Origin of the sequence: Marinobacter sp. SS13-12, assembly GCF_030227115.1 — a bacterium.
Lineage (GTDB): Bacteria > Pseudomonadota > Gammaproteobacteria > Pseudomonadales > Oleiphilaceae > Marinobacter.
The window spans coordinates 391,698-414,286 of the sequence record NZ_JASSUA010000001.1 but is presented as its reverse complement, the minus strand read 5'-3'; the positions used below and the strand labels follow the sequence as shown (position 1 = coordinate 414,286).

The 22,589-nt window shown below is 59.4% G+C and carries 18 protein-coding genes; 8 read left to right on the top strand and 10 right to left on the bottom strand.

All coding sequences use genetic code 11. From position 1 onward, the window contains the following. Positions 1-22 precede the first annotated feature (22 nt). Genes QPL94_RS01870 through pdxH form a run of 3 tightly spaced genes read right to left on the bottom strand, consistent with a single transcriptional unit; the run spans position 23 to position 1,978 of the window. Positions 23-610: a DNA-3-methyladenine glycosylase I gene (locus tag QPL94_RS01870; RefSeq protein ID WP_285355137.1), complete on the bottom strand. Its 588-nt coding sequence runs from the start codon at positions 608-610 to the stop codon at positions 23-25. A 2-nt stretch (positions 611-612) separates the two neighbouring features. Next, positions 613-1,374, bottom strand: coding sequence for a 4'-phosphopantetheinyl transferase family protein (locus tag QPL94_RS01865; RefSeq protein ID WP_285355136.1), 762 nt, complete (start codon positions 1,372-1,374; stop codon positions 613-615). Next, a complete protein-coding gene (gene pdxH, locus QPL94_RS01860; protein ID WP_285355134.1) occupies positions 1,343-1,978 on the bottom strand; it encodes a pyridoxamine 5'-phosphate oxidase in 636 nt (211 codons plus the stop codon). Before pdxH ends, QPL94_RS01865 begins: the two co-directional genes overlap by 32 nt. Before the next feature lie 179 nt (positions 1,979-2,157). Here pdxH and QPL94_RS01855 point away from each other — a divergent pair, with 179 nt between their 5' ends. Beyond that, positions 2,158-5,064: a DUF748 domain-containing protein gene (locus tag QPL94_RS01855; protein ID WP_285355133.1), complete on the top strand. Its 2,907-nt coding sequence runs from the start codon at positions 2,158-2,160 to the stop codon at positions 5,062-5,064. Positions 5,065-5,074: 10 nt separating this feature from the next. On the opposite strand, the gene QPL94_RS01850 is transcribed toward QPL94_RS01855, so the two are convergent. After that, a complete protein-coding gene (locus QPL94_RS01850) occupies positions 5,075-5,887 on the bottom strand; it encodes a transporter substrate-binding domain-containing protein (RefSeq protein WP_285355132.1) in 813 nt (270 codons plus the stop codon). 106 nt (positions 5,888-5,993) lie between these two features. Here QPL94_RS01850 and yfbR point away from each other — a divergent pair, with 106 nt between their 5' ends. After that, positions 5,994-6,587, top strand: a complete 594-nt coding sequence (gene yfbR, locus QPL94_RS01845; protein ID WP_285355130.1) for a 5'-deoxynucleotidase — start codon at positions 5,994-5,996, stop codon at positions 6,585-6,587. A 36-nt stretch (positions 6,588-6,623) separates the two neighbouring features. Here the strand turns inward: yfbR and QPL94_RS01840 are convergent, their stop codons facing one another. Both QPL94_RS01840 and QPL94_RS01835 read right to left on the bottom strand, forming a co-directional pair. After that, complete coding sequence (locus QPL94_RS01840; RefSeq protein ID WP_137436659.1) at positions 6,624-7,658, bottom strand: SPFH domain-containing protein; 1,035 nt, start codon at positions 7,656-7,658, stop codon at positions 6,624-6,626. A gap of 2 nt (positions 7,659-7,660) precedes the next feature. After that, on the bottom strand, positions 7,661-8,119 hold the full coding sequence (locus QPL94_RS01835; RefSeq protein WP_285355128.1) for an NfeD family protein: 459 nt from the start codon (positions 8,117-8,119) through the stop codon (positions 7,661-7,663). 178 nt (positions 8,120-8,297) lie between these two features. Between QPL94_RS01835 and QPL94_RS01830 the strand changes: the two genes are divergently transcribed. Both QPL94_RS01830 and QPL94_RS01825 read left to right on the top strand, forming a co-directional pair. After that, positions 8,298-9,113 carry an SDR family NAD(P)-dependent oxidoreductase gene (locus QPL94_RS01830; RefSeq protein WP_285355126.1) on the top strand — a complete coding sequence of 272 codons (816 nt, stop codon included), beginning with the start codon at positions 8,298-8,300 and terminating at the stop codon, positions 9,111-9,113. Positions 9,114-9,247: 134 nt separating this feature from the next. Beyond that, a complete protein-coding gene (locus QPL94_RS01825; RefSeq protein ID WP_285355124.1) occupies positions 9,248-10,348 on the top strand; it encodes a GGDEF domain-containing protein in 1,101 nt (366 codons plus the stop codon). A gap of 168 nt (positions 10,349-10,516) precedes the next feature. Here the strand turns inward: QPL94_RS01825 and QPL94_RS01820 are convergent, their stop codons facing one another. Then, positions 10,517-11,407: a metal-dependent hydrolase gene (locus QPL94_RS01820; protein WP_285355123.1), complete on the bottom strand. Its 891-nt coding sequence runs from the start codon at positions 11,405-11,407 to the stop codon at positions 10,517-10,519. Positions 11,408-11,638: 231 nt separating this feature from the next. Between QPL94_RS01820 and QPL94_RS01815 the strand changes: the two genes are divergently transcribed. Next, the gene (locus tag QPL94_RS01815) at positions 11,639-12,745 is read left to right on the top strand and encodes a helix-turn-helix domain-containing protein (protein WP_285355122.1); all 1,107 of its coding nucleotides are present in this window, start codon (positions 11,639-11,641) and stop codon (positions 12,743-12,745) included. Between the two features lie 377 nt (positions 12,746-13,122). Continuing rightward, on the top strand, positions 13,123-13,530 hold the full coding sequence (locus QPL94_RS01810) for an NINE protein (protein ID WP_285355121.1): 408 nt from the start codon (positions 13,123-13,125) through the stop codon (positions 13,528-13,530). Between the two features lie 3 nt (positions 13,531-13,533). On the opposite strand, the gene QPL94_RS01805 is transcribed toward QPL94_RS01810, so the two are convergent. Then, positions 13,534-14,901, bottom strand: a complete 1,368-nt coding sequence (locus tag QPL94_RS01805; protein ID WP_285355120.1) for a WS/DGAT/MGAT family O-acyltransferase — start codon at positions 14,899-14,901, stop codon at positions 13,534-13,536. A 204-nt stretch (positions 14,902-15,105) separates the two neighbouring features. Here QPL94_RS01805 and QPL94_RS01800 point away from each other — a divergent pair, with 204 nt between their 5' ends. Further along, complete coding sequence (locus QPL94_RS01800; protein WP_285355118.1) at positions 15,106-16,188, top strand: efflux RND transporter periplasmic adaptor subunit; 1,083 nt, start codon at positions 15,106-15,108, stop codon at positions 16,186-16,188. Further along, positions 16,188-19,343, top strand: coding sequence for an efflux RND transporter permease subunit (locus tag QPL94_RS01795; RefSeq protein WP_285355116.1), 3,156 nt, complete (start codon positions 16,188-16,190; stop codon positions 19,341-19,343). The genes QPL94_RS01800 and QPL94_RS01795 overlap by 1 nt, the downstream gene beginning before the upstream one ends. A 157-nt stretch (positions 19,344-19,500) precedes the next feature. On the opposite strand, the gene nirD is transcribed toward QPL94_RS01795, so the two are convergent. Together nirD and nirB are read right to left on the bottom strand one after the other, a co-directional pair. After that, positions 19,501-19,869, bottom strand: a complete 369-nt coding sequence (gene nirD / locus QPL94_RS01790) for a nitrite reductase small subunit NirD (RefSeq protein WP_285355115.1) — start codon at positions 19,867-19,869, stop codon at positions 19,501-19,503. Between the two features lie 199 nt (positions 19,870-20,068). After that, complete coding sequence (gene nirB / locus QPL94_RS01785; protein WP_285355114.1) at positions 20,069-22,582, bottom strand: nitrite reductase large subunit NirB; 2,514 nt, start codon at positions 22,580-22,582, stop codon at positions 20,069-20,071. Positions 22,583-22,589 lie beyond the last annotated feature (7 nt).

Below are 22,589 nucleotides of genomic sequence, written 5' to 3'. Positions count from 1 at the left end.
AAGCGGCAGGAAAAACGGGGGTTCACACCTTGTCGGCAAGCTCCCGGCATACTGCATGTTGGGGACAATAGGTCAGGTGGTCGTTCACCATTCCCACCGCCTGCATGAAGGCATAAACAATGGTGGGACCCACAAAATTGAACCCCCGCTGTTTCAGCGCTTTGGACATGGCCTCTGCTTCCGGGGTGTATATCGGGACCTGATCAAAGCTTTCCCAGTGATTCTGGATCGGCGCGTGGTCCACAAACGACCACAGGAAGTCGCTGAACGAGTGGCCCTGGTCCCGCAGTTCCAGATAACCCCTGGCGTTCCGGACTATGGAGTTTACCTTCAGGCGGTTGCGGACGATGCCCGGGTCCTGCAGCAACGATTCAATCTTGCTGTCGTCGTAAAGGACGATGCGTTGCGGGTCGAAGTGGTCGTAGGCTGCGCGGTAATTTTCCTGTTTTCTAAGGATAGTAATCCAGCTCAGCCCTGCCTGCTGGCCGTCGAGACACAGTTTTTCGAACAGCGCCAGATCATCGTATTCCGGCCGGCCCCAGACGTTATCGTGGTAATCCATGTAGAGAGGGTCGTCGCCGCACCAGGGGCAGCGTTGCGGATTTTCCATAATCACTCCTGCTCGCGAATGATGACGGGATTGTGGAACAGCCAGTCTACCGGAGCAATGGGCCGGGCCGGCTGGCTGGCCTGCAATTGCCCCGCCGGGGTCTGTAAAAGGGACCCCGAAGGTAACGAATGCCCGGATTGATGGTAGACCAGCGCCACCAGGAAATCGCCAGCCTGGCCTGCGGAGGCCATCCAGCGCTTGTCGCCGCGATCGCCGAACAGCTGGAAATCAGCGGTTACCTCCAGTGTCTGCAGATTGCCGGCAATACCACGCCCGGTTGCTTTCAGCCAGGCTTCCTTGAGAGTCCAGACTTTGAGGAAGTCTTCACAGCGGTTGGCGGCGAGCAGCCAGGCCTGCTCACCGGGTGTGAACCATCGCTGAACCACTTTCTGCCAGTGTGGATGCCGGTTGCGGGGCTCGATATCCAGCCCCAGGCCCGGCGTGGCGGACACGGCACAGGCTGATAGTCCGTGGCTGTGGCTGAGGGACAAATGCCATCCCGGGGGATGCTCCGAGCAAACCGGGCGACCGTTAACGGGGCGACACTCCCCGCCGGCGGTGCCGGAGGTGCCAGCCAGTGCCTGGCGAATCAGCCAGCGGCTGCACAGGTATTCCCGCCGCCGAAGGCCACTGAAGCCGGCAACTGTGGCCTGCTCGAAGGCGGTCAGCCATTGCGGTGCGGCCGGGCTCTGTGACTCCGGTTCCCGGCACAGCCAGACGGTGGGGGCGGTGTCAGGGTTGGAGCCGGTCAATGATCCACCCATCGTTCTGTTTCACGTATTCAAACCGGTCATGCAGCCGGCTCGGCCTGCCCTGCCAGAATTCTATGCGTTCAGGCACTACGCGGTAACCACCCCAGAAATCTGGCAGAGGAATCTCGCCGGCGCTGAAGCGACGCTTCATCTCCGCCACTTTCTGCTCCAACAGCCCCCGGGAGGTTATCGCCCGGCTTTGTTCCGATACCCAGGCACCGATCTGGCTGCCCCGTGGGCGGGAGGCAAAGTAACGTAGTGACTCGGACTTGCTCACCTTCTCCACCTTGCCCTGTATCCGTACCTGGCGATTAAGACCAATCCAGGGAAACAGCAGGGCCGCTTTCGGATTTTCTGCCAGCTCACGGGCCTTGCGGCTGCCATAATTGGTGTAGAACACAAAGCCGGATTCGTCGAAATATTTCAGCAATACCGTTCGTATGTCCGGCATGCCGTCGCTGCCGGTGGTGGCCAGTGACATCGCATTGGGTTCGAGAATACCTGCTTCACGGGCATCGCCGAACCAGGTCTGGAACTGTTTGACCGGGTTGCTATCGAGAGCGTCGCGATCCAGGCCTTCGCTCTCGAAGTCGCGGCGCATATCGCTAATGTCCATTCAGGTTTCCTGTATAGGGGATTCGCTGGTTAATACGGTCAGGACAGAATATCGGGTTCATCGGGCCTTGTCAGTCCGCCAGCGGTTCTGGCTGACAAAACCGTCACTTGCGGACTATCCTTGTTAAACTGGAATGGGTTGCGCTGGGCCCGTCACCGATAACCAACAAGGAGAACAGGGTGGTTGTAAACCGCACACGACGATTGTCCGCCAGAAATATCTCGGTAGTTGTACTGGTTCTGGTCGTGATCTATGCCCTTATCGGGTTTGTGGGTCTGCCCTGGTGGTTGGAGCGGGCCTTGCCAGAGCGGCTGGAACAGCACATGGGATGGCAGGCAGAGGTGGAAGACATCCAGGTGAACCCGTTCACCATGAGTGTTGAGATTCTGAACCTGACAGCGGATGACAGTGATGGTGAGCGTGTTGTCGCTTTTGATCGCCTTTTCACCAATCTCGGGCTCTGGCGGCTGGTTACCGGTGTGGTTGCGCTACAGAATATTGAGCTGGAAGAACCCTACATCCGCCTGGACCTGCTGGAAGACTACAGTGTGAATTATGCCAGGGACTGGCAGGCGAACAACCCGCCGGGTGAGGAAACCGGCAACGACGAGAGCGCATCCGCAGAGCCGGTTCGTCTGTACTTTGACCGTGTCAGGGTCGCCGGGGGTGAGCTGTTGTTCCGGGATTTCAGCCAGGAGGGTCAGGAAGAGTTCCGGGTGTCACCGCTGGATCTGGCGATCAACGATCTGGCCACCTGGCCCCGGGACGAAGCCGACAGCAACTATTACCTGTTGGCCGCGGTCGGCAGCCAGACCATCGAGTGGGAGGGGGACCTGAGCATTGCTCCGCTGTATTCGAAGGGGTTTATCAAGCTGGGCGGAGTGACTCACACCACGCTACAGCACTTCCTCAAACCCTATCTTCCCTATCAGCTCCGCAACGGTAGCGTCACTCTGAGCTCCGAGTACCAGCTGCAGTCTGTCGATGAGCTGTTCCTGAGCACCTCCAATGGACAGCTCATCATTGAAAACCTGGGTCTTGGCCTGGCGGATAGCGATGACGAACTGCTTACCACGCAGAGCATCCGGATCGGCGATATACGGTTCGGACTGAATAGCCGTGAAGCCGCCACCGGAACCGTCAATATCGACGGTGTAAACCTGTCACTGCATCGCGACCCGGATGGGTCAATCAACCTGCTCGAACCGTTTCAGCGAAGTGACGACGATGAGCCGACAGAGGACTCTGGAGACAGCGACATGCCTTTCCGCTGGTCGGTGGCTGGTGTGGAACTTGGCAACAGTACCGTGAACTGGCGGGATGAGCAGTTGCAGACCGAGGCGAATCTGTCGTTAAAGGATCTGAATATCCAGGTTGACGAGCTTTCCCATCACCTGGAAGACCCGGTTAACTATAAGGCTGAGTCCACTCTGGGCGATGGCGGCCGCCTGGTGTTCAACGGCCAGACCACACTGGTACCTTTTACTCTGGAAGCCGGAATTGCCGGTTCCGACATTGTCCTGGCCCAGTTCGGTGCCTATATCAGCGAAATGGCGAACCTGGATATCAGGGACGGGCGCCTGAGTGTGGACGGAAATCTGGATCTGGACCAACAGCAGGATCCGTTGACGGGCACCTTCAGCGGCACCGGTGAGGTGGTGTCGCTGGATGCTCGTCTCGGTGACAGCGATGAGAGGCTGATTGGCTGGCAGAACCTGCGCCTGGCACCGGTGGAGTACAATGTGGCCCCGGCACGGCTGGAAATCGGAACGGTCACTCTGGCGGGGCCCACGGTCAATGTGGTTCGTGCAGGGGACGGGGTTCACAATCTGCAGCGTATGGTGCGGTCGACGGCGACGGAAGACTCCGCCGGGAACTCTGTGGCGGATGACAGCGAGTCAGAGTTTATCTTCCGTATCGGTCAGGTCATGCTGGAAGAAGGCACTGTGTCCTATACTGACCGCACCATGGATCCGACTTTTGCCACCCGGTTTGATCAGCTGCGTGGCTCCGTAACCGGCCTGAGCAACATTGCACCGCAGCAGGGTAAGGTATCGATCCAGGGCCGCGTTGGGGACGTTGCCAGCATGACCCTTGATGGTTCCGTGGGGGCTCTGGGAACAGACGATACCAGTGAACTCAAGCTGAGTATGGAGAATGTTTCCCTGCCCATGTTATCGCCCTACTTCGGCCGCTATCTCGGTTATGGGGTCGACAGCGGCAAACTGAACCTCGACCTGGATTACACATTTACCGGTAGCACTATTGATGCCGGCAACAGTGTGATCCTGGATGGTCTTGAGCTCGGCGAAGCGGTAGCCAGTGACGACGCGGTCAGCGTGCCGGTCAAGCTAGGCCTGGCCCTGCTGAGAAACCGCGACGGGGTCATTGATATCAATCTTCCCGTCAGTGGTGATCTCGACAGCCCGGAGTTCAGTGTCAGCCAGGTGGTCATGAACGCCTTCGTCAACCTGGTTGCAAAAGCGGCAACATCACCCTTCAGCATGCTGGGTTCCATTGTGGATCTGGCCGGGTTGTCGGGAGAGGATCTGGGCGAAATCAGCTTCGAGCCCGGCCGGGTGGAACTGGCCGAAGGCGAAAACGTCAAACTGGAGGCATTGGGCGCAGCGCTGAACGATCGGCCAGCGCTGGTGTTGAAGGTTCGTGGTGCGGTTTCACCGGAGGCCGATGCCAGCGGACTGAGGCGGCAGCGGCTGTTCGATCAACTGGGTATCGCAGACACAGCACCCGCCGCCGAGCGTATCACCGGGCTGGAACAGGCCTACGGCCGCTCGGACAACCGTGCCTCGCTGGGGGCCTTCCGCGACAACGTTGCCGGTGAGGATGGCCGGGTCAGTGAGTCGGAATGGGAGCAGGCGCTGGTGGAAAGGCTGGTTACGGATATCGAGCTGCCGCCGGAGGCCCTTGGTAATCTGGCCTCCGCACGGGGGGTCTGGCTGCGCCGGCAAATGCTGGAGGATTACGAGGTGCCGGAAAGCCAGGTCTACCTGCTCGATCCCGTGCGTGATGCAAGTGCCGATGAGAATGGGAATGTCACCATCAGCTTTGAGCTGGATGCCCGCTGAGTTTCCGGGCTCAGCGCCCAGCCAGTTCGGGCGGTAACTGAAGCCCGTGACGCTCAACCATGCGCTGATAACGCCCGTCTTCGATCAATGGTAATAACAGCCGCTCCACAGTCGCGGCCGTTATCGGCCCGCCTTTGCGGGCCATGATACTGAGCTGATAGGTCTGGTCAGCCACTTCGGACACCAGGAATCGACCCCTGTCCTCCGGGTGTTGCTCCAGATACATCTGGATATAAGAGCGGTTGATGATAGCCACTTCCGCCAGCGACGGCCGGTCGGCCTTTATCAGATTCAGGTTGCGGTCGTGACTGTGGGAAAATTCGATCCGGAAGCGTTCTTCCAGATCGGCGTTGTCTGTGGAAAGGCCCGCAAAGCCATAGTGGTAACCGGAAATCGCCACAATAGCCCGGTCAGTAACATTATCGAAAAAGCTCTGATCCCGACCGGGCTTGTCGAGGGCTACGTAGACGTCTTCGTCCATCAATATCGGGCGCGTGGCAGAGACAGGCCGAGACTTCCAACCCCAGTCCAGGCTCTCAAAGAAGATGACGTCGTATAATCCCGCTTCAAAATCCAGGTGCCTGCGCTTGGGAGAGGTGTGTACGATGCGAAAGGTGATGTCCCGATCAGCAGTTTCAAGTTCGGTAAGGAGCTCGCCCAGCAAACCTTCTACCTTGGTGTTTTCATGCACGGCAGCCAGAGGTGGGAAATCATAGACGCCGACAGCGATCTCGGTCCCCGACGAGACGCCGGTTGCAAAACCCAGGACCACCGGCAGGCAGAGAAACGGAAGGGCGGTTTTAAGCAGGCGTCTGAAGTTCAAAATTGCAGTTCCGCATTGGTAAAAGTTGAACGTGTATTCAGATTAGCACTGTTAGTTCATTGTCATAAGGGGTCAATTATAAACTCATGCAAAACGGGAAATCTCTATGAGCCGCCCTCTCAGCCATTTTTTTGCCTACGTATCACGGCTTCGCTGGATCAGACGCTGGGGGTTGATGCGCAATGCCATCGAAGAGAACGTTGCCACCCATTCCTGGGAGGTAGCAACCCTGGCCCATGCCCTTGCTATTATCCGCAACCGGCACTTTGGAGGGCAAGTGGATGTTGACCGGATTGCGGCAGCCGCGCTCTATCACGATGCCACCGAAGTCATAACGGGTGATATGCCAACACCGGTCAAATACCACTCCAGGGTCATGCGGGAAGCTTTTGGGGACATAGAGCACAAAGCGGAGGGCGAATTGCTGGCTCTGTTACCCGACGATCTCCGTGATGAATTTGACCCCTACATCCGCGAATCCCGTTGGGCACCGGAAGAAAAGGAGCTGATCAAGGCAGCGGACCGGCTGTCGGCACTGTTGAAATGCCAGGCGGAAATGCAGGCGGGTAACAAGGAGTTCGAGCCAGCCGCAGGTCACATCCTGAAAAAGCTGGAAGACGAGGGCTTGGCGGAAGTGATGTACTTTCTGGAGGTGTTTGCGCCGGGTTACCAGCAGCCGCTCGACAGCCTTCTGGAATAAGGCTTTCGGCGGCTGCGTCAGTTACCCGGAAGGACGTCAGCTGTTACCGGCTGAAGCCACCATGCCACCGCGAAGGCCATCCTGCTTTACGCTCTGGCGTACGATATCCTCGGGGCTGCCGGCCAGTTCCCGGAACATGCCCATGGAGCCCAGCAGAGCGGAGGATTCGTATGGCACGAAGACGCGCTCGCCGTCCTTGGCCATATTGGGCAGCACCTTGATGTAGCTCTGACCCAGCAGGTAGCCGATAACGGTCTGCTTGTTGTCCTCGGTATCGCCTATGGCGCTGAGCACCAGGCGAATGGACTCCTGCTCACCCTGGGCGCGCAGGATCGCGGATTCCTTGTCACCCTCGGCATTGAGAATGGCCGATTCACGCTGGCCCTGGGCCATGGCAATGGCGGCGGACTTTTCACCCTCTGCCTCGGTGACCGTGGCACGGCGCTTTCGCTCGGCGGCCATCTGCAGGCGCATGGCCTCTTCCACCTCTTCGGGCATACTGATGTCCTGAACCTCAACGCGGGTCAGTTTTACACCCCATTTGGAAGCGGCTTCTTCCATCTCCGCCTGAATGGCGTTGTTTACTTCACTGCGGGATTCGAACAGCTTGTCCAGCTCCATCTTGCCCACTACGGAACGCAGTGTGGTTTTTGCCAGTACCTCCACGGCCTGGCTCATGTTGGCCACTTCATACACCGCACGGCGCGGGTCAATGATCTGGTAATACAGTGCGCCATTGATGTTCACGGTTACGTTATCGGTGGTCACTACCGGTTGGCCGGGAAAGTCCATGACCGTTTCGCGGCGATCAATCCGGGTCTCGAAGCTGCTGCTGGGATGGTACTCGTCGCCGATGCGGACGTAGCGGGTCATGATGATGGCGCGGGGGCGCTCAATGAACGGAATGATGATGTTCACGCCGCTTTCCAGGACCCGGTTGAATGAACCCAGCCGTTCGATAACCATCACCTCGGACTGGCGCACGATAACCAGGCCTTTGGCGATGATGAAAATGCCAATGACCACGAGAATGAGGCTGATAACCAGCCCGGGGGAAATAACCGATTCCATGTTTACTGTTCCTTGTGATTGATCGTGTGAACAACGGCGGTGGTGCCGTCAAAACGTTCGAAAATGACTTCGGTGCCTTGCGGCAACTCGGTCATGTCGGTATCGCTGGTGCGCAGGCGGTAAAAATCGCCGTTGACTTTAATGCCGCTGGCGCCGTCAAAATCCCGCTTCACCGTCCTGTAGGGCCTGCCCTGCTCGACACCCGTGCCGGTGGTCCCGTATGCCACGCCTTTGGGCGAAAATCGTGGCTTGATCCAGCGAATGGCGACGGGCACCAGAATGCCGGAAAACACGCCCATGCCCACCAGTTGCCACTCAAACGGAGCACCCAGAACAGTCAGCAGTGCCGTCAGCGCGGCCGCGATACCCAGAGCCAGCAGCACCAGTACGCCTGACGTCAGCTCCGCGAGGCTCAGCACGAGGGCGAGAATCAGCCAGAAATGCGTAAGACTCCATTCCATACAGAAACATCCGTTGGTGACAGACAAGTGATGAGAGGCGGCAATTGTACCCTGTCACCGGTGCGCGGGTCACAGAAAGTGGCTCTATTGCCCCCGGGGGGAGTGCATTATTGCCATATCCCCTGGCCCGACACCTGTTAGAGTAAGTCACCCATCGCATAACAAGAGGTCATCGACGATGAAGGATCTGAACAACAGGGTAGCTGTGGTAACCGGCGCGGGTTCCGGTATTGGTCGGGCACTGGCCGTGGCACTGGCGGCAAAGGGTTGTCGTCTGGCGATATCGGACGTCAACGAAGCTGGTCTTGCCGAAACGGCAGCCGAATGCAGCGCTGCCGAGGTCAGAACCTACCGTCTGGATGTGTCGGACCGTGATGCGATCTATGCCCACGCCGATCAGGTCGTGAGTGATTTCGGACAGGTCAATCTGGTGATCAACAATGCCGGGGTGGCCCTGTCGTCCAGTGTGCGGGAAATGACCGACGAGGACTTCAAGTGGATCATGGATATCGATTTCTGGGGCGTGGCCCACGGCACCCGGGCATTTCTGCCGCACCTGATTGCCTCCGGGGACGGCCACGTGGTTAACATTTCCAGTGTGTTTGGTCTGATTGGTGTACCCAAACAGAGCGCCTACAACGCAGCCAAGTTCGCTGTTCGCGGCTTCACCGAGTCCCTGCGCCAGGAAATGAAGCTGGAAGAGCAGCCGGTTGCAGTGAGTTGCGTACATCCCGGTGGTATCCGCACCAATATTGCCAATTCGGCCCGCATGGGCAAGTCCGAGAATGCCGACGCCCAGCGCAAGGGGTTCGACAAGATTGCCATGACCACGCCGGAAAAAGCGGCCACGACCATTGTGAAAGGCATTCTGAAGGATGAATCGCGCATTCTCGTGGGGCCGGATGCCTGGGGCATTGATGCCCTGAACCGGGTGCTCGGGTCAGCCTATCAACCTCTGGTGGAGCGGTTTTCCCGCAAAAATCTCTACATCTGACCTGCCAGGCAGTCATTGCCGAAGACCCTGGTTTGCAGTCCGGTTGCCGGAGTGATTGATGCCCGGTAACTGGCCCTGTATATTTTACGTACAGGGGGAGTTCCCGCCCGCTGTAATTCAGGGAAAGAGGCAGCATGAAAACACCACAGCACCCGGACCTTGGTGCGTCGCTTGAGCAAAGCCGCTCAGGGCTGCGGGACACCCATCGCCGCTCACTGATGCGGGCGCTGTTCCTGGTAACCGGGTCCGCCCTGGTTATTTTCGGCAGCCTGCAGATTCTCAACGGCTACCTCTGGCTCGCTGCCGGGGAGTTTGTTGCCAGTGGGGTGTTGTTCCTTGGAGTCGCCCGGATCAACCGGACGCCGCATCTGCAGGGCTGGATATACGGTTACCTGGTCACCGGATTTTCCTTCTTTCTGCTGATCATGCTGGTGCCCGACGCCTCGGTAACCGCCTTCGTCTGGGTGTTGATGATGCCGGTCCTGGCCTATCTCCTTCTCGGCAAGAAGGAAGGCTTCTTTCTCAGTGTGCCTTTCATGGTAGCGGGCTGTGTCGCCTTTTATTTCCACCTCGAATTCATTGCCAACGCACGTAGCATGATTGACCTGCTGAACATGGTGCTCTGCGCCGTGCTGATGCTGGGCTTCATCCATCTCTACGAAACCCGCCGCGAAGAAGCCGAACAGAAACTGTTCACCCTGGCGCAGACTGACGCACTCACCGGCCTGTCCAACCGCTCAAGCTTCCAGAGCACCCTGGGCCGGACCCTCGCCGAGTGCAAACGCAGCGGTTCCGGGTTTGCCCTGGTGATCATGGATATCGACTACTTCAAAGTCGTCAACGACACCATGGGGCATGACGCTGGCGACCAGGTGCTGCGTAACATAAGCCGCCGCCTGACCGAACGTCTGCGCACGACCGACTCCGTCGGGCGATTGGGTGGAGAGGAGTTCGGACTGATTTTGCGGGATGTAAAGCCGGAGGATTCGTTCGAACTGATGGACGAACTGCGCCAGCGCATTGCTGACAGCGAACTATGCTACGGCGAAGCCGTTATCCGGGTAACAGCGTCTTTCGGTATTGCCCACTACCCCGAGCACGGCAGCGACGCGGAAACACTGTTCCGAACTGCAGATCGCTGTCTTTTCAGCTGCAAACGCGCTGGACGCAACATGGTTGCCAGAGCTGGTATGTCTGCCGTCAAAGGGCCGCGTCTTGCGGGCGGACCTGTTTAATTCAAGAAGCTGAGCTTCTTTCAGTATCACTCCCAAATTCGGGTCGTAAGCGGGCACCTTCTGCCAAAACCGTGCGGAGCCATGGATGGCGGAGCCCGAGCCGCACAGGGACGTCTCGAGGCGTGTTTTGGCAGAAGGTGGCCGCTTGCGACTGCACGGACTTATAGATCACTGAATGGTCCGACGATTCCCCTTACGATACTCCGGCGCAATATACTCATTGATCTGTTCCTTGAACCGGGCAATCAGCTCACTGTTGTCGTGGTCCCAGGGGTGGAAGCCAGGCTTGAAGTACTCCAGCCAGGTCGGAATCAGGCTGGAAAAGGTTCCGTTCTTGCCCCACAGCTGCCACAGACCACGGGCGCTGTCCTTCAGTGAAAAGTTCTTACGGTCGTTCAGCATCATCCGCGTGGTGAAGTAACTGGCCATCATGCCCAGTGCCGCGGTGCTGAACGCCAGGTAGAAGGTGCGCTCGGCGTAGGTGCCACCGGCCTGGTTGAACACATCGTAGGCCACCGCCTTGTGCTCGGTTTCCTCAATGGCATGCCATACCCAGAGCGGGCGCATGGTCTCGTGCATGTCTTCGCGTACGTCATCCCGAGCCAGCAGCATGTCCGCCATCATCGCCGTCATGTGCTCCAGGGCACAGGTGATGGCCAGCTGGTGGCGTTCAGGCAGCTTTTTGGCAATGCCCAACACCACTTCCAGATGCTCTTCCAGCTCTTCCACCGGCATACCCTGATCCCGCACATGCTGGTTCATGGATTTGTGCTCCAGGGAATGCATGGCCTCCTGGCCGATAAAGCCCCGCACGTCCTTTTTCAGCTTGGGGTCCTTGATCTGGTCCTGGAAGTAGCGGACCGAATCCACGAAAAACTGTTCGCCCTGTGGAAACAGCACGGAAAGAGCGTTCATGGTGTGGCTCAGGGTGTAGCTGTTGTCCACCCAGTAGTGCGGCACTTTCTCCCCGAACTCGAAACCCATGCGTTGAGGCTTGATGGCGACGTTCTCCGGTGTGCGGGCAACCGGCCTGGACTCAGTGGTTTTGGTTCTCAGCATGTCTGTACTCCTGCGCTTGGCGCTATGGCTGATGTGATGATTCCAGTGTGGGTGAGTCAATGCAGCCTTTGAATGCGAAAAGGGGACGGCCATCGTGGAGTAGGGGCCAGCGCTGGCCTCAATTGACTGTGCTGACGTGCCTGCAGGTGCCTCCAGTCACAGTGCCGCTGTGTCGGGCTTCTGATAGCATCGGTAGCAATGAGTGCTCCCACAACAACAAAAGGATCCTGCATGGCGAACCCGGGCCCGGAAAAAGAACGGCAGATGCTGGGAGTGTTCCTGGTTCCCGGTGTGTATCTGCGGGTGCTGGCGGATGTGGTGCGACAACTGGGTTACAATGACCGCAGCCTTTACGAGGGCATGGACGTCGCCCCCCAGGACCTGAAGTCCAACGACAGCCGGGTGTTCGTCACCGACGCCATTGTGATGGTAGAGCGGGCCCTGGATCTGGCCGGTAAAGACGGCCTGAGCTTCATGCTGGCCCGCGAGCTGCGGGTCACCATTCACGGCACACTCGGGTTCGCCGCCCTGACCAGCCCCACCCTGGCAGGCGCGCTGGATTCGGTGCGGCGTTATCTGCAACTGCGGGTGCCTTTCCTGACCATGACCCTGACCGACACCGGTGACCACGTGCTGGTGCGGTTACGGTCCGAGTTCGACGTACCTACCCAGTACCGCTTCCTGTCAGAAACCGTAAGCGCGACCCTGATGATGCTGGCAGAGCAACTGATCGACCGCGAAGATGCGGAAAAACAGGGATTTGCGCTGGTGGATGGCAAACTTCCCGGTGTGAAAGTGCAACTGACATCACCGGAACCGGCTTACTACCGCAAATTCGCTCCCCAGCTGCCGGTGCCGTTCGAATACGGCCAGCCGGAAGAAACCATGGTGTTCCCCAAGGGCCTGCTGGACACCCGGATGCGGCTGGCAGACGCGGAAGCATCCCGGATGGCCCGGGACCAGTGCGAATTCGAGCTGCAAAAAGCCCTGAAAGACCAGGGCGACATCACCTACGCCATCCGCAACATGCTCCACATGATGCCGGGCCCACTGCCCTCCCTGGAGGCCATGGCTGAACGTTTCTGCGTATCGTCCCGAACCCTGAAGCGGCGGCTGGCGGAAAAGGACACGACTTACCGGGAGATAGTAGAAGCCGTACTGAAAGACCGCGCCATTCAGCTGTTGCGCTACACTAACCAGTCAGTCAGCGAGATCGCCTACGAGCTGGGGTACGCCGACCTGTCCAACTTCAGCCGCGCCTTTCGCAAGTGGACCGGCAAGTCCGCCAGCGAATTCCGCGAAGGCGGTCCCGACCCTGCTCCTGAAGTTGGGCCGTGACTTTGGTGCCCTGGCCTGCTGTGCCTCTGGCTTGGGAGCGTGGTTGCGGGGTGGGGGTATTTATTTTTTCGAAAAATGAACTCGCTTCGCTCAGACACCATTTTTTACGAGAAAAATAAATACCCCCACCCCACACCCAGTGACCGTGGGAGAAGGCTGTCTTTCGTTTCGTTCACTTGCTTTCAGCTTGTAATCGGGGACTATGCCCTAACTGTCTGACGGATGGGGGGCTGGATTATTTTTCCGCCAGGAAAAAGGTGTCTGAGCGCAGCGAGTTCTTTTTCCCAAGGAAAAATAAACCAGCCCCCCAGCCAGGCACCAGCACCAGCAGGCTAGGGCTAAAGATTCAGGCCAGCAAACCGCCAAAAGGAAACCAAATGGAAATCAATCAGGATACCCACAGCAAACTCATCGGCTACCTGCTCTGGATCTTCGGATTCCTGGGCGCACACCGGTTCTACTATGGCAAGCCGATTACCGGCACCATCTGGTTCTTGACGCTCGGGCTGCTGTTTATCGGCTGGTTCATCGACCTGTTCCTGATTCCCGCCATGGACCGGGAAGCCGACATACGGTATGAGTCCGGTGAAGTGAGTTACAACATTGGCTGGATTCTGCTGACCTTCCTGGGGGTGTTTGGGCTCCACCGGATGTACATGGGCAAGTGGATCACCGGGATCCTCTACCTGCTCACCGGTGGTTTGTTCCTGGTGGGCGTGCTCTATGACTTCTGGACGCTGAATGACCAGATTTCGCAGCGTAACCGGGAGGTAAGGTTCGGTTAAACCTCAAATCCCGGCTGCGCTTTCCAGTTCGGCCAGGCCCTCTTCCAGATAGTCCAGCATCCGCTGCAGGCTGGGGAGGGTGCGGCGGCAGCCGATCAGGCCGAACTCGATCTGGTCGCAGTAGCTGGTCAGGGTCATGTTCAGGGCGATCCGGTCCATGGCAATAGACACCGGATACATCCCCTCAAGCCTCGCTCCGTTCCAGTAGCTGGGTTCCTTTGGCCCGGGTATGTTGGAAATTACCACGTTGAAGGTCTGCCACTTCGGCGCCAGGCCGGTCAGCAGGTTGAAGCCTGCCGGTGCCAGCAACAAAGCGGTGTAGTTCAGGATTTCCTCTGCAGACATGTTGGCGTAGCGCTCTTTGGAGGCTTTCACGTCTTCATGGATATAGCGCAACCGCTCAGCCGCGTCGTTCAGATGAGTGCCCAGCGACGCCAGGATGATGCCCACCTGGTTCCCGCCCGAGCTGTCATCCTTGCGCAGGGAGACGGGCACCATCGCCACCAGTGGCTTCTCCGGCAGTGCATCCTGGTTCATCAGATAGGTTCGCAGTGCCGTGGCGCACATGGCCATGACCACGTCATTGACTGTTGTTTCGTAGGCCTTGCACACCGCCTTGATGCGCTTCAGGCAGTAGGACTGGGCCGCAAAGCGTCGGGAGCCGGTGATCTTGCCGTTGAGGACACATTGGGGGGCGTGGAAAATGGAGTCGTAGGCCGGGTCCTTTCGCGCGCGGTTGACGGTACTCAACAGTGCCTTGGACACAGCCGGCACCGTACCCAGCTGTTTACCGGACTCCCCCAGCAGATGGGCGACGTTGCGCCACATGGACGGGCCGTTGTCGCCATTGTTGTTGCGGCTGCGCAGCGGCAGTGCCCATATCGGGGGCATGTTCCGCTGTTCCGGGTCCTGGGACAGCATGCGCTGGAACAGCCGCATGGCGGAAACGCCGTCCACCAGGGAGTGGTGTATCTTGATATAGACGGCGAACTGTCGGTCTTTCAGGCCCTCAATGAGGTGGAACTCCCACATCGGCCGTTCCCGGTCCATCAGGTGGCTGTGTTCTGCGGAGACGAACGCCAGCAGTTCCCGGATACGGCCCGGGGTGGGCAGGGCTTCAAACCGGAAATGGTGCTCCAGGTCCAGGTGCTCGTCTTCCACCCAGAATGGTTGGCCGAACCGGTTGTTCAGGCGCCGGTCGAACGGCGGGGTCACCGTACACTGTTCCCGCAACTGGTCTGCCAGCTGTGCGACATAGTCGTCCGGTGCATCTTCAGGGAACGAGAACAGCTGCAGGCCACCAACGTGCATGGGTTGCTGGCGTTTTTCCAGCCACAGAAACACCTGGTCTATCGGGCTCAGTGGTTTCACGGTATGAATCTCGCATTGTTCTGGTTGTTGTCTGGCAGACAGTGTTGCAGCATTTAGGAGTCGGTGGAAGTACCGGTTGCTGGCCGAACAGGCCTGAAACTCCGACTTTGACAGGTCTGCCCGGGATTTCACGACGTAGGTTCATGGTGGCTTCAAGAGACAGAATTCAGCGCGGCAGCAGCGCAGGACAAAAGGGGACATTCAGTGAAACCACTCGTCATGCGACTGGGCTTTCTGGCCGGATTGTGGTGTTTTGCGCTATCGCAGGTCCAGGCGCAGGATCGCCCCGGGGTTGAACTGGAGCAGGTTGAAACATCCGATATCATCAGCGAAGTCAGCCTGAACGGTACCGTCAATGCCCTGCGTACCTCCCGGCTGTCCACGGCGGTGGCAGGGCTTGTTGACGGTGTGCGGGTCGAAACCGGGGGCAGGGTTGCCCGGGGCGATCTGTTGATGAGTCTGGACGATGAGCAGGCAGAGTTCGAGCTCGAAAGCGCCCGTGCGGAGGCGTCAGAAGCCCGTGTCCGGCTGGAGGAGGCGCAACGCCGGCTGGCCGAAGCCCGTTCGGTGGGGGCAGGCCGTAATATTGCGGCGACAGAAGTCAGCGCCCGCGAGAGCGAGGTTGCCGCCACGGAGGCCGCCCTTGCCCGTTTGCGTGCCGAAGAAAAGCGGCGCCAGGTTGTGCTGGACCGTCATCGCATTGAAGCGCCGTTCGATGGCGTTGTCAGCAACCGTGCCAGTGACCTGGGAGAGTGGGTGACGCCTGGTGACGAGTTGCTGACCCTGGTGGATATCACCAACCTCAGGCTGGATTTTCGGGTACCCCAGGATTACTACCAGCGCATCACTGACGCTTCCGAACTGCTGGTTCAGGCCAAAGGTGTGGACCAGAAACCGGTTCCGGTCACCATCGAATCCCTGGTGCCGGTCAGCGATACCCGGGCCAGAACGTTCCTGCTGCGGGCCACCGGGCCGGAAGCGCTGAAGGTACTGCCCGGCATGGCAGTACAGGCAACATTAAGGGTGTCCACGGGTGAGCAGGGACTAACCGTTTCCCGGGATGCCATTAACCGCTATCCCGACGGCCGCGTCACAGTGTGGATCGCCGATCCGGCAGATGAAGATCTCTACGAAGTGCGTGAAAAACGGGTGGAAGTGGGCGCCAGCTTCGATAACCGCATGGAGATTCTCAGTGGTCTCGATGGCGACGAGCGGGTGGTGATCCGCGGCAACGAATCCCTGGAGGATGGCGCCAGGGTGCGGCTGGCAGAGCGGGGATCGCGCTGATGTTTGCCGGAGTCATTCGCCACGGCACCCTGGTGACCGTGGTCACGCTGATTATTGCGGTTATCGGTGCTGCAGCGGCATTGCGCATTCCGGTGCAGATGATTCCGGACCTGGAAACCCGCACGGTCACCGTGGAAACCCAGTGGCCGGGGGCAACACCTCAGGACATCGAGAAGGAAATCCTGATTGAGCAGGAGCGGTATCTCCGCAACGTACCGAATCTCAGCGAGATGGCATCCTCTGCTTCCAGCGGCGCCGCTGAAATCGAGCTGGAGTTTCCCTTCGGTGTTGATATTACCGAGACCCTGATCCAGGTGAACAACGCCCTCAGCCAGGTTTCCAACTACCCCACCAACGTCGACGAGCCGCGTATTGTGGCGGCTTCGTTCTCCTCCAATGCCTTCATGTATTTCCGGGTTTCCACCTTGCCGGGCAATCCCCGGGAGCTGGATATTGACCTGATGCGCGATTTTGTGGAGGACCGTGTCCGCCCCCGCATGGAAAGCGTGCGCGGGGTTTCCGAAGTGTCCGTGGGTGGCGGCGCCGACCGGCAGATGCAGATCACCGTGGATGAAGCAAAGCTGGCTCAGCGTGGCCTTAGCCTGCTGGACCTGCGGGATGCCATCACCAGCCGCAACCAGGACGTGTCAGGGGGTGAAGTGGATGCCGGCAAACGCCGCTACCTGCTGCGTACCGTCGGGCGATTCCGCGACATCGAGGAGCTGCGTGCTCTGGTCGTCTCCCGTACCGGAGACAGTGTGGTCCGGCTGTCTGAGGTGGCGAGCGTGCGACAGGATCATTCCCGCATCCGAGAGCTGTCGTACATCAACGGCCAGAGGGTCTTGGGCCTGCAGGTGCGGCGGGAGAGCGGCTCCAACGTCATCGATATCAAGTGGGCGATGATGGAGGAGGTGGAGAACATCAACCGGGAAGTGCTGGAGCCGGAAGGAATGCGGCTGGCCCTGACCGCCGACGATGCCCGCTATGTGGAAGCGTCAGTTGCCAATGTCTGGACCAACCTGGGCATCGGTGCCGTGTTTGCCACCCTGGTGATGTTCCTGTTCTTGCGTTCATCCAGGGCAACCTTTGTGGGCGTGGTGGGTATTCCTTTGTGTGCCATCGCGGCGTTCCTCGGTCTGATGATCACCGGCCGTACCATCAACGTGATTTCCCTGGCCGGCGTTGCCTTTGCCATTGGCATGACGGTGGATAACAGTATCGTGGTGCTGGAGAACATCGAGCGGCATCGTCGCCTGGGGCTGGACAAGTTCGAGTCGGCGCTGAAAGGCGTGCAGGAGGTCTGGCCGGCCGTGCTCGCCTCCACCATGACCACCATCCTGGTGTTTCTGCCGATCCTGTTTATCGAGGAGGAAGCCGGGCAGCTGTATTCCGACGTGGCGATTGCCATTTCCTCAGCCATTTTCGCGTCGATGCTGGTGGCCGTCACCGTCATTCCGATGCTGAGTGCACGGCTTGATTTTGGCATCAGTGAAACCGACACCGACCAGTTCGGCAATACGGTATCTGGCGGATGGGCTGGCGCCATCGTGGGTGCCGTGCGGCGGATGGTCAGCGGGCCGTTCAGGCGCGCCGTGGTTATTCTGGGCACCATTGCGCTGAGTACCTGGATCATCCTGTTCCTCACCCCGCCGGCTGAATACCTGCCTGAAGGCGAAGAGCCAAAAACCTTTGCCTCCATGAATGCCCCGCCGGGTTACAACCTGGCCGAGATGGAGAGCATCGCCAAACAGGTGGAAGACCACTTCCTGCCCCATGTGCAGGCAGACCCGGAAGCCTATGAACGCGGCGACACCCCGATACCGCCCCTGGCCTATCTGAACATGCAGGTGAGCCCCACCAACGTGCGGATCATCGCGGAAACGGTTAACGCCCGACACATCGAAGTGCTGATGGACCAGATCACCGGTTTCTACGAGCAGTTTCCGGGAATGCGGGCTTTTGCCGCCAAGGGCTCCATTATCTCCAGCAACGACGGCGGTACCCGCAGCATTAACCTGGATATCTCCGGGCCTGACCTGGTATCCATCTACGAAGTGGCCAACACCGCATACGGCCGCGCCCGGGAGATTTTCGACAACCCCCGCATCCAGACCCAGCCCGTCACCCTTTCCCTGGCCCAGCCGTTGATCCAGGTGCGGCCAGACTGGGACCGGGCCGCAGAACTGGGCCTTGGCACCGAGGCCATCGGTTTCACCGTAGCGTCGCTGACGGAGGGATCCTATGTCGACGACTTCTTCCTGGATGACGACAAGATCGACATTTACATTTATGGCAGCGAGGGCAGGAACCCGAGCCTGGACGAGCTGCCGGATGTGATGGTGCACACGCCCCAGGGCGCCACCCTGCCGTTGTCGAGCCTGGCGACCATCGAGGAAACCGTGGACACCAGCACTGTGCGCCGGCTGGATGGCCGCCGTACCGTGACCCTCAACGTCATCCCGCCGGATGATGTGCCGCTGGAGGCCGGGGTTGAACGGGTGCGGACAGAACTTCTGGGTGCCATGCGCGACAGCGGCGAGTTGCCAACCGGTGTGTCCATAGACATCTCCGGCGCCAGCGACCAGCTCAACGCCACCCGTGATGCCCTGAGTGGCAATTTCATGATTGCGGTGGTGATCGTGTACCTGCTGCTGGTGGCCATCTTCGCCCACTGGGGCTTCCCGCTGCTGATCCTGACGGCCATTCCCCTGGGCATTGCTGGCGGCATCGTCGGCCTGGCGCTGATGAACCTGGTGGGCGGTCTGTTGCCAAAAATCGGCCTGCTGCCTCTGAGCCAGCCCTTCGACATGATCACCATGCTGGGCTTTCTGATTTTGATGGGAACGGTGGTCAACAACCCGATCCTGGTGGTGGAACAGGCAAGGCAGAATCTGCGGCACAAGGACGTGTCGGTGGTGGATGCAGTCATCGGCGCCGTGGAAACCCGCCTGAGACCCATCGCCATGACCACCCTGACCACCATCTGCGGCCTGTCCCCGCTGGTCTTCCTGCCGGGCGAAGGCACCGAGTTATACCGCGGCGTGGGTGCCATCGTGCTGTTCGGTCTGGCTGGTGCGGCTACGGTGACTGTTACCTTCTTGCCGGCGCTTACGGTGTTTGTCCTCGGGTGGCGTGCCAAGCGGCCCGTTCGGTAAAGGGGAGTCGCCGCTTCGGGGGTGGGGGTATTTTTTCTTTGGGGAAAAGAACTCGCTGCGCTCAGACACCTTTTCCCTGGCAGAAAAAATACCCCCACCCCCAAATCGGCTTTTCGGGCATTGTGCCGGGCCGCTTTCAGGACATGGTGATGAACGGTTACGCTGCGACTGATTCTTTGTTCGCTGCCGGGATTTCTACCCGGACGTTGGTGCCATCCAGCAGGACCGGGTAGGTTTTAACGGCTACCTCCTCATCTTCCAGGCATTGACCGGTCTGCAGGTTGAAGTGCTGTTTGTAAAGTGGTGAAGCCACCACCGGCTGTCCTTTCAGGTCGCCGGTAATACCCCGCGCCAGCAAATTCTTGCCGGTAAACGGATCGGTATGGCTGATGGCAAACAACGCCGGCAACCGATGCGGCAAGTAAAACACCGCCACCGGCCCATCCTCGGTCCAGACCGCCACACCGGACTCCGGCACAAGGTCCTCAACGGTACAAACAACATCCCAGGAAGTGCGTGCTTTCATAACATTCTCCAATTTCAATACGGTTTACTCAAAATGTTGGCTTGGGCCCGTTCGAGTCTGCGAGCAGCGATAACTCGTGACCCGATGAGTGTGGGGGTGCGTTGTATTTTTCCGCCAGGAAAAGGTGTCTGAGCGAAGCGAGTTCTTTTCCCAAGGAAAAATACAACGCACCCCCGCGCTCCACCCCGAGCTCTAAGTCTTAAGCAGGCTCCCCCTCAAGCAGAGGCCGACGCTGATCCCTCTCGGTGGTCCACTCCTGAACCGGATCCTTCTTCTCCGGAGCGTTAACAAACTCCCGGAACCGCTTCCTCTTCTCAGGATCCTCAACGGCCGTCTTCCACTCGCACTGATAGGTGTCCACCAGATCCGCCATGTGCTGCTCCAGCTCGTCACAGATGCCCAGGCTGTCCTCCAGAACCACCTGCTTCAGATAGTCCAGACCCCCTTCCAGGTTTTCCATCCACACACTGGTGCGCTGCAGGCGGTCCGCCGTGCGTACGTAGAACATCACCACCCGGTCAATGGTGCGGATCAGTTCCTCGTCCGACAGATCGGTGGCGAACAGGTCGCCATGGCGCGGGCGCATGCCACCGTTGCCGCAGACATACAGGTTCCAGCCGTTTTCCGTGGCAATCACGCCGAAGTCCTTGCTCTGGGCTTCCGCGCATTCACGGGTGCAGCCGGACACCGCCATTTTTACCTTGTGGGGCGCTCGCAGGCCCTTGTAGCGGTTCTCCAGGGTGATCGCCATGCCCACGCTGTCCTGTACGCCGTAGCGGCACCAGGTGTTGCCGACGCAGGACTTCACCGTGCGCAGGGACTTGCCGTAGGCGTGGCCGGTTTCGAAGCCGGCGGCGATGAGTTTCTCCCAGATTTCGGGAAGCTCGCTCAGGGTGGCGCCGAACAGGTCCACCCGCTGGCCGCCGGTGATCTTGGTGTACAGGTTGTATTCCTTGGCCACCTCGCCCAGCACGATCAGCTTGTCCGGGGTGATTTCGCCACCGGGAATGCGCGGCACGATGGAATAGGTGCCGTTCTTCTGCATGTTGGCCATGAAGGTGTCGTTGGTGTCCTGCAGGGGTACGTGGTCGGTGGCCAGAATGTGTTCGTTCCAGCAGGTGGCGAGAATGGAGCCCACCGCCGGCTTGCAGATGTCGCAGCCGTGACCCTTGCCGTGTTCGCGGATCAGCGTACGGAAGGTGCGGATGCCGTTGACCTTGACGATGTTGAACAGGTCCTGGCGGCTGTACGGGAAGTGCTCGCAGATGTCCTTGCTGACTTCCACGCCGCGTTTTTCCAGTTCGTTATCCACCACGTTCTTCAGTAACGCGGCACAACCGCCGCAGCCGGTGCTGGCCTTGGTTTCGGCCTTGACCGAACCCAGGTCGCTGCAGCCGGCATCGATCACGCCGCAGATATCGCCCTTGGAGACGTTGTGGCAGGAGCAGATCGAGGCCGTTTCCGGCAGCGCATCGGGGCCCAGGGCCGGAGCACCGCCCTGGCTTTCCGGCACGATCAGGGTTTCCGGCTGTTCCGGCAGTTCAATGCCGTTAAGGGCGTATTGCAGCAGAGTGTCGTAGTGGCTGTTGTCGCCCACCAGGATGGCACCCAGGAGGGTCTTGCCGTCTTCACTGATCACCATGCGGCGGTAGTGGCCGGCCTGCTCATCGTTGAAACGGATGTTGCGGGAACCCGGGGTCTGGGCGTGGGCATCGCCGATGGAGCCCACATCCACACCCAGCAACTTGAGTTTGGTACTCATGTCGGCGCCGGTGAAGGCCGCTTCCTCGTCACCGTTGAGCACGGAGGCCAGGGTGCGGGCCATGGTGTAGCCGGGGGCCACCAGGCCAAAAATCTTCTCACTCCACAGGGCGCATTCACCAATGGCGTGGATGTGCGGGTCCGAGGTGGTGCACTGGTCGTTGATGACAATGCCGCCGCGCTCGCCCATGGCCAGGTCACTACTGCGGGCCAGGGCATCCTGGGGCCGGATGCCGGCGGAGAAAACGATCAGATCGGTTTCCAGGTGAGAGTCGTCACTGAAGTTCATCCGCAGGCGGGCGTCTTCGCCTTCGATGATCTCGGTGGTGGCTTTCTCGGTGTGCACCTGCACCCCCAGTTCCTCGATCTTGTGCTTGAGCAGGGCGCCGCCATCGCTGTCGAGCTGCACCGGCATCAGGCGGGGTGCAAATTCCACCACGTGGGCATCCAGCCCCAGAGTCTTGAGGGCATTGGCCGCCTCCAGACCCAGCAGGCCGCCACCCACCACAACGCCGGTTTTCGCGCCGTCAGCGCTGGCGCGGATGCTGTCCAGGTCTTCCAGGGTTCGGTACACCAGGCAGTGGGGGTGCTCGTTGCCCTTGATCGGGGGGACAAACGGGTAGGAGCCGGTGGCCAGCACCAGTTCGTCGTAGCTGTACTCGCCCATCGGTGTGGTGATGGTCTGGTTGTCGCGGTCGATGCCGGTGACTTGTTCGCCCAGGCGCAGGTCGATATTGTTTTCCGCGTACCAGTCGGCGGTGCCCATGGCCAGGTCGGCGTGGGTGGAACCGCCGAAATATTCGGACAGGTGAACCCGGTCATACGCCAGCAGCTTCTCTTCGCCAAATACCTTGATGTCGAAGTCCGCTGCAGCGGGCGTTGCCACCAGTTGCTCCAGGAAATGGTGGCCGACCATGCCGTTGCCAATCACGATCAGGGTTTTTTTGCTCATGGTAATT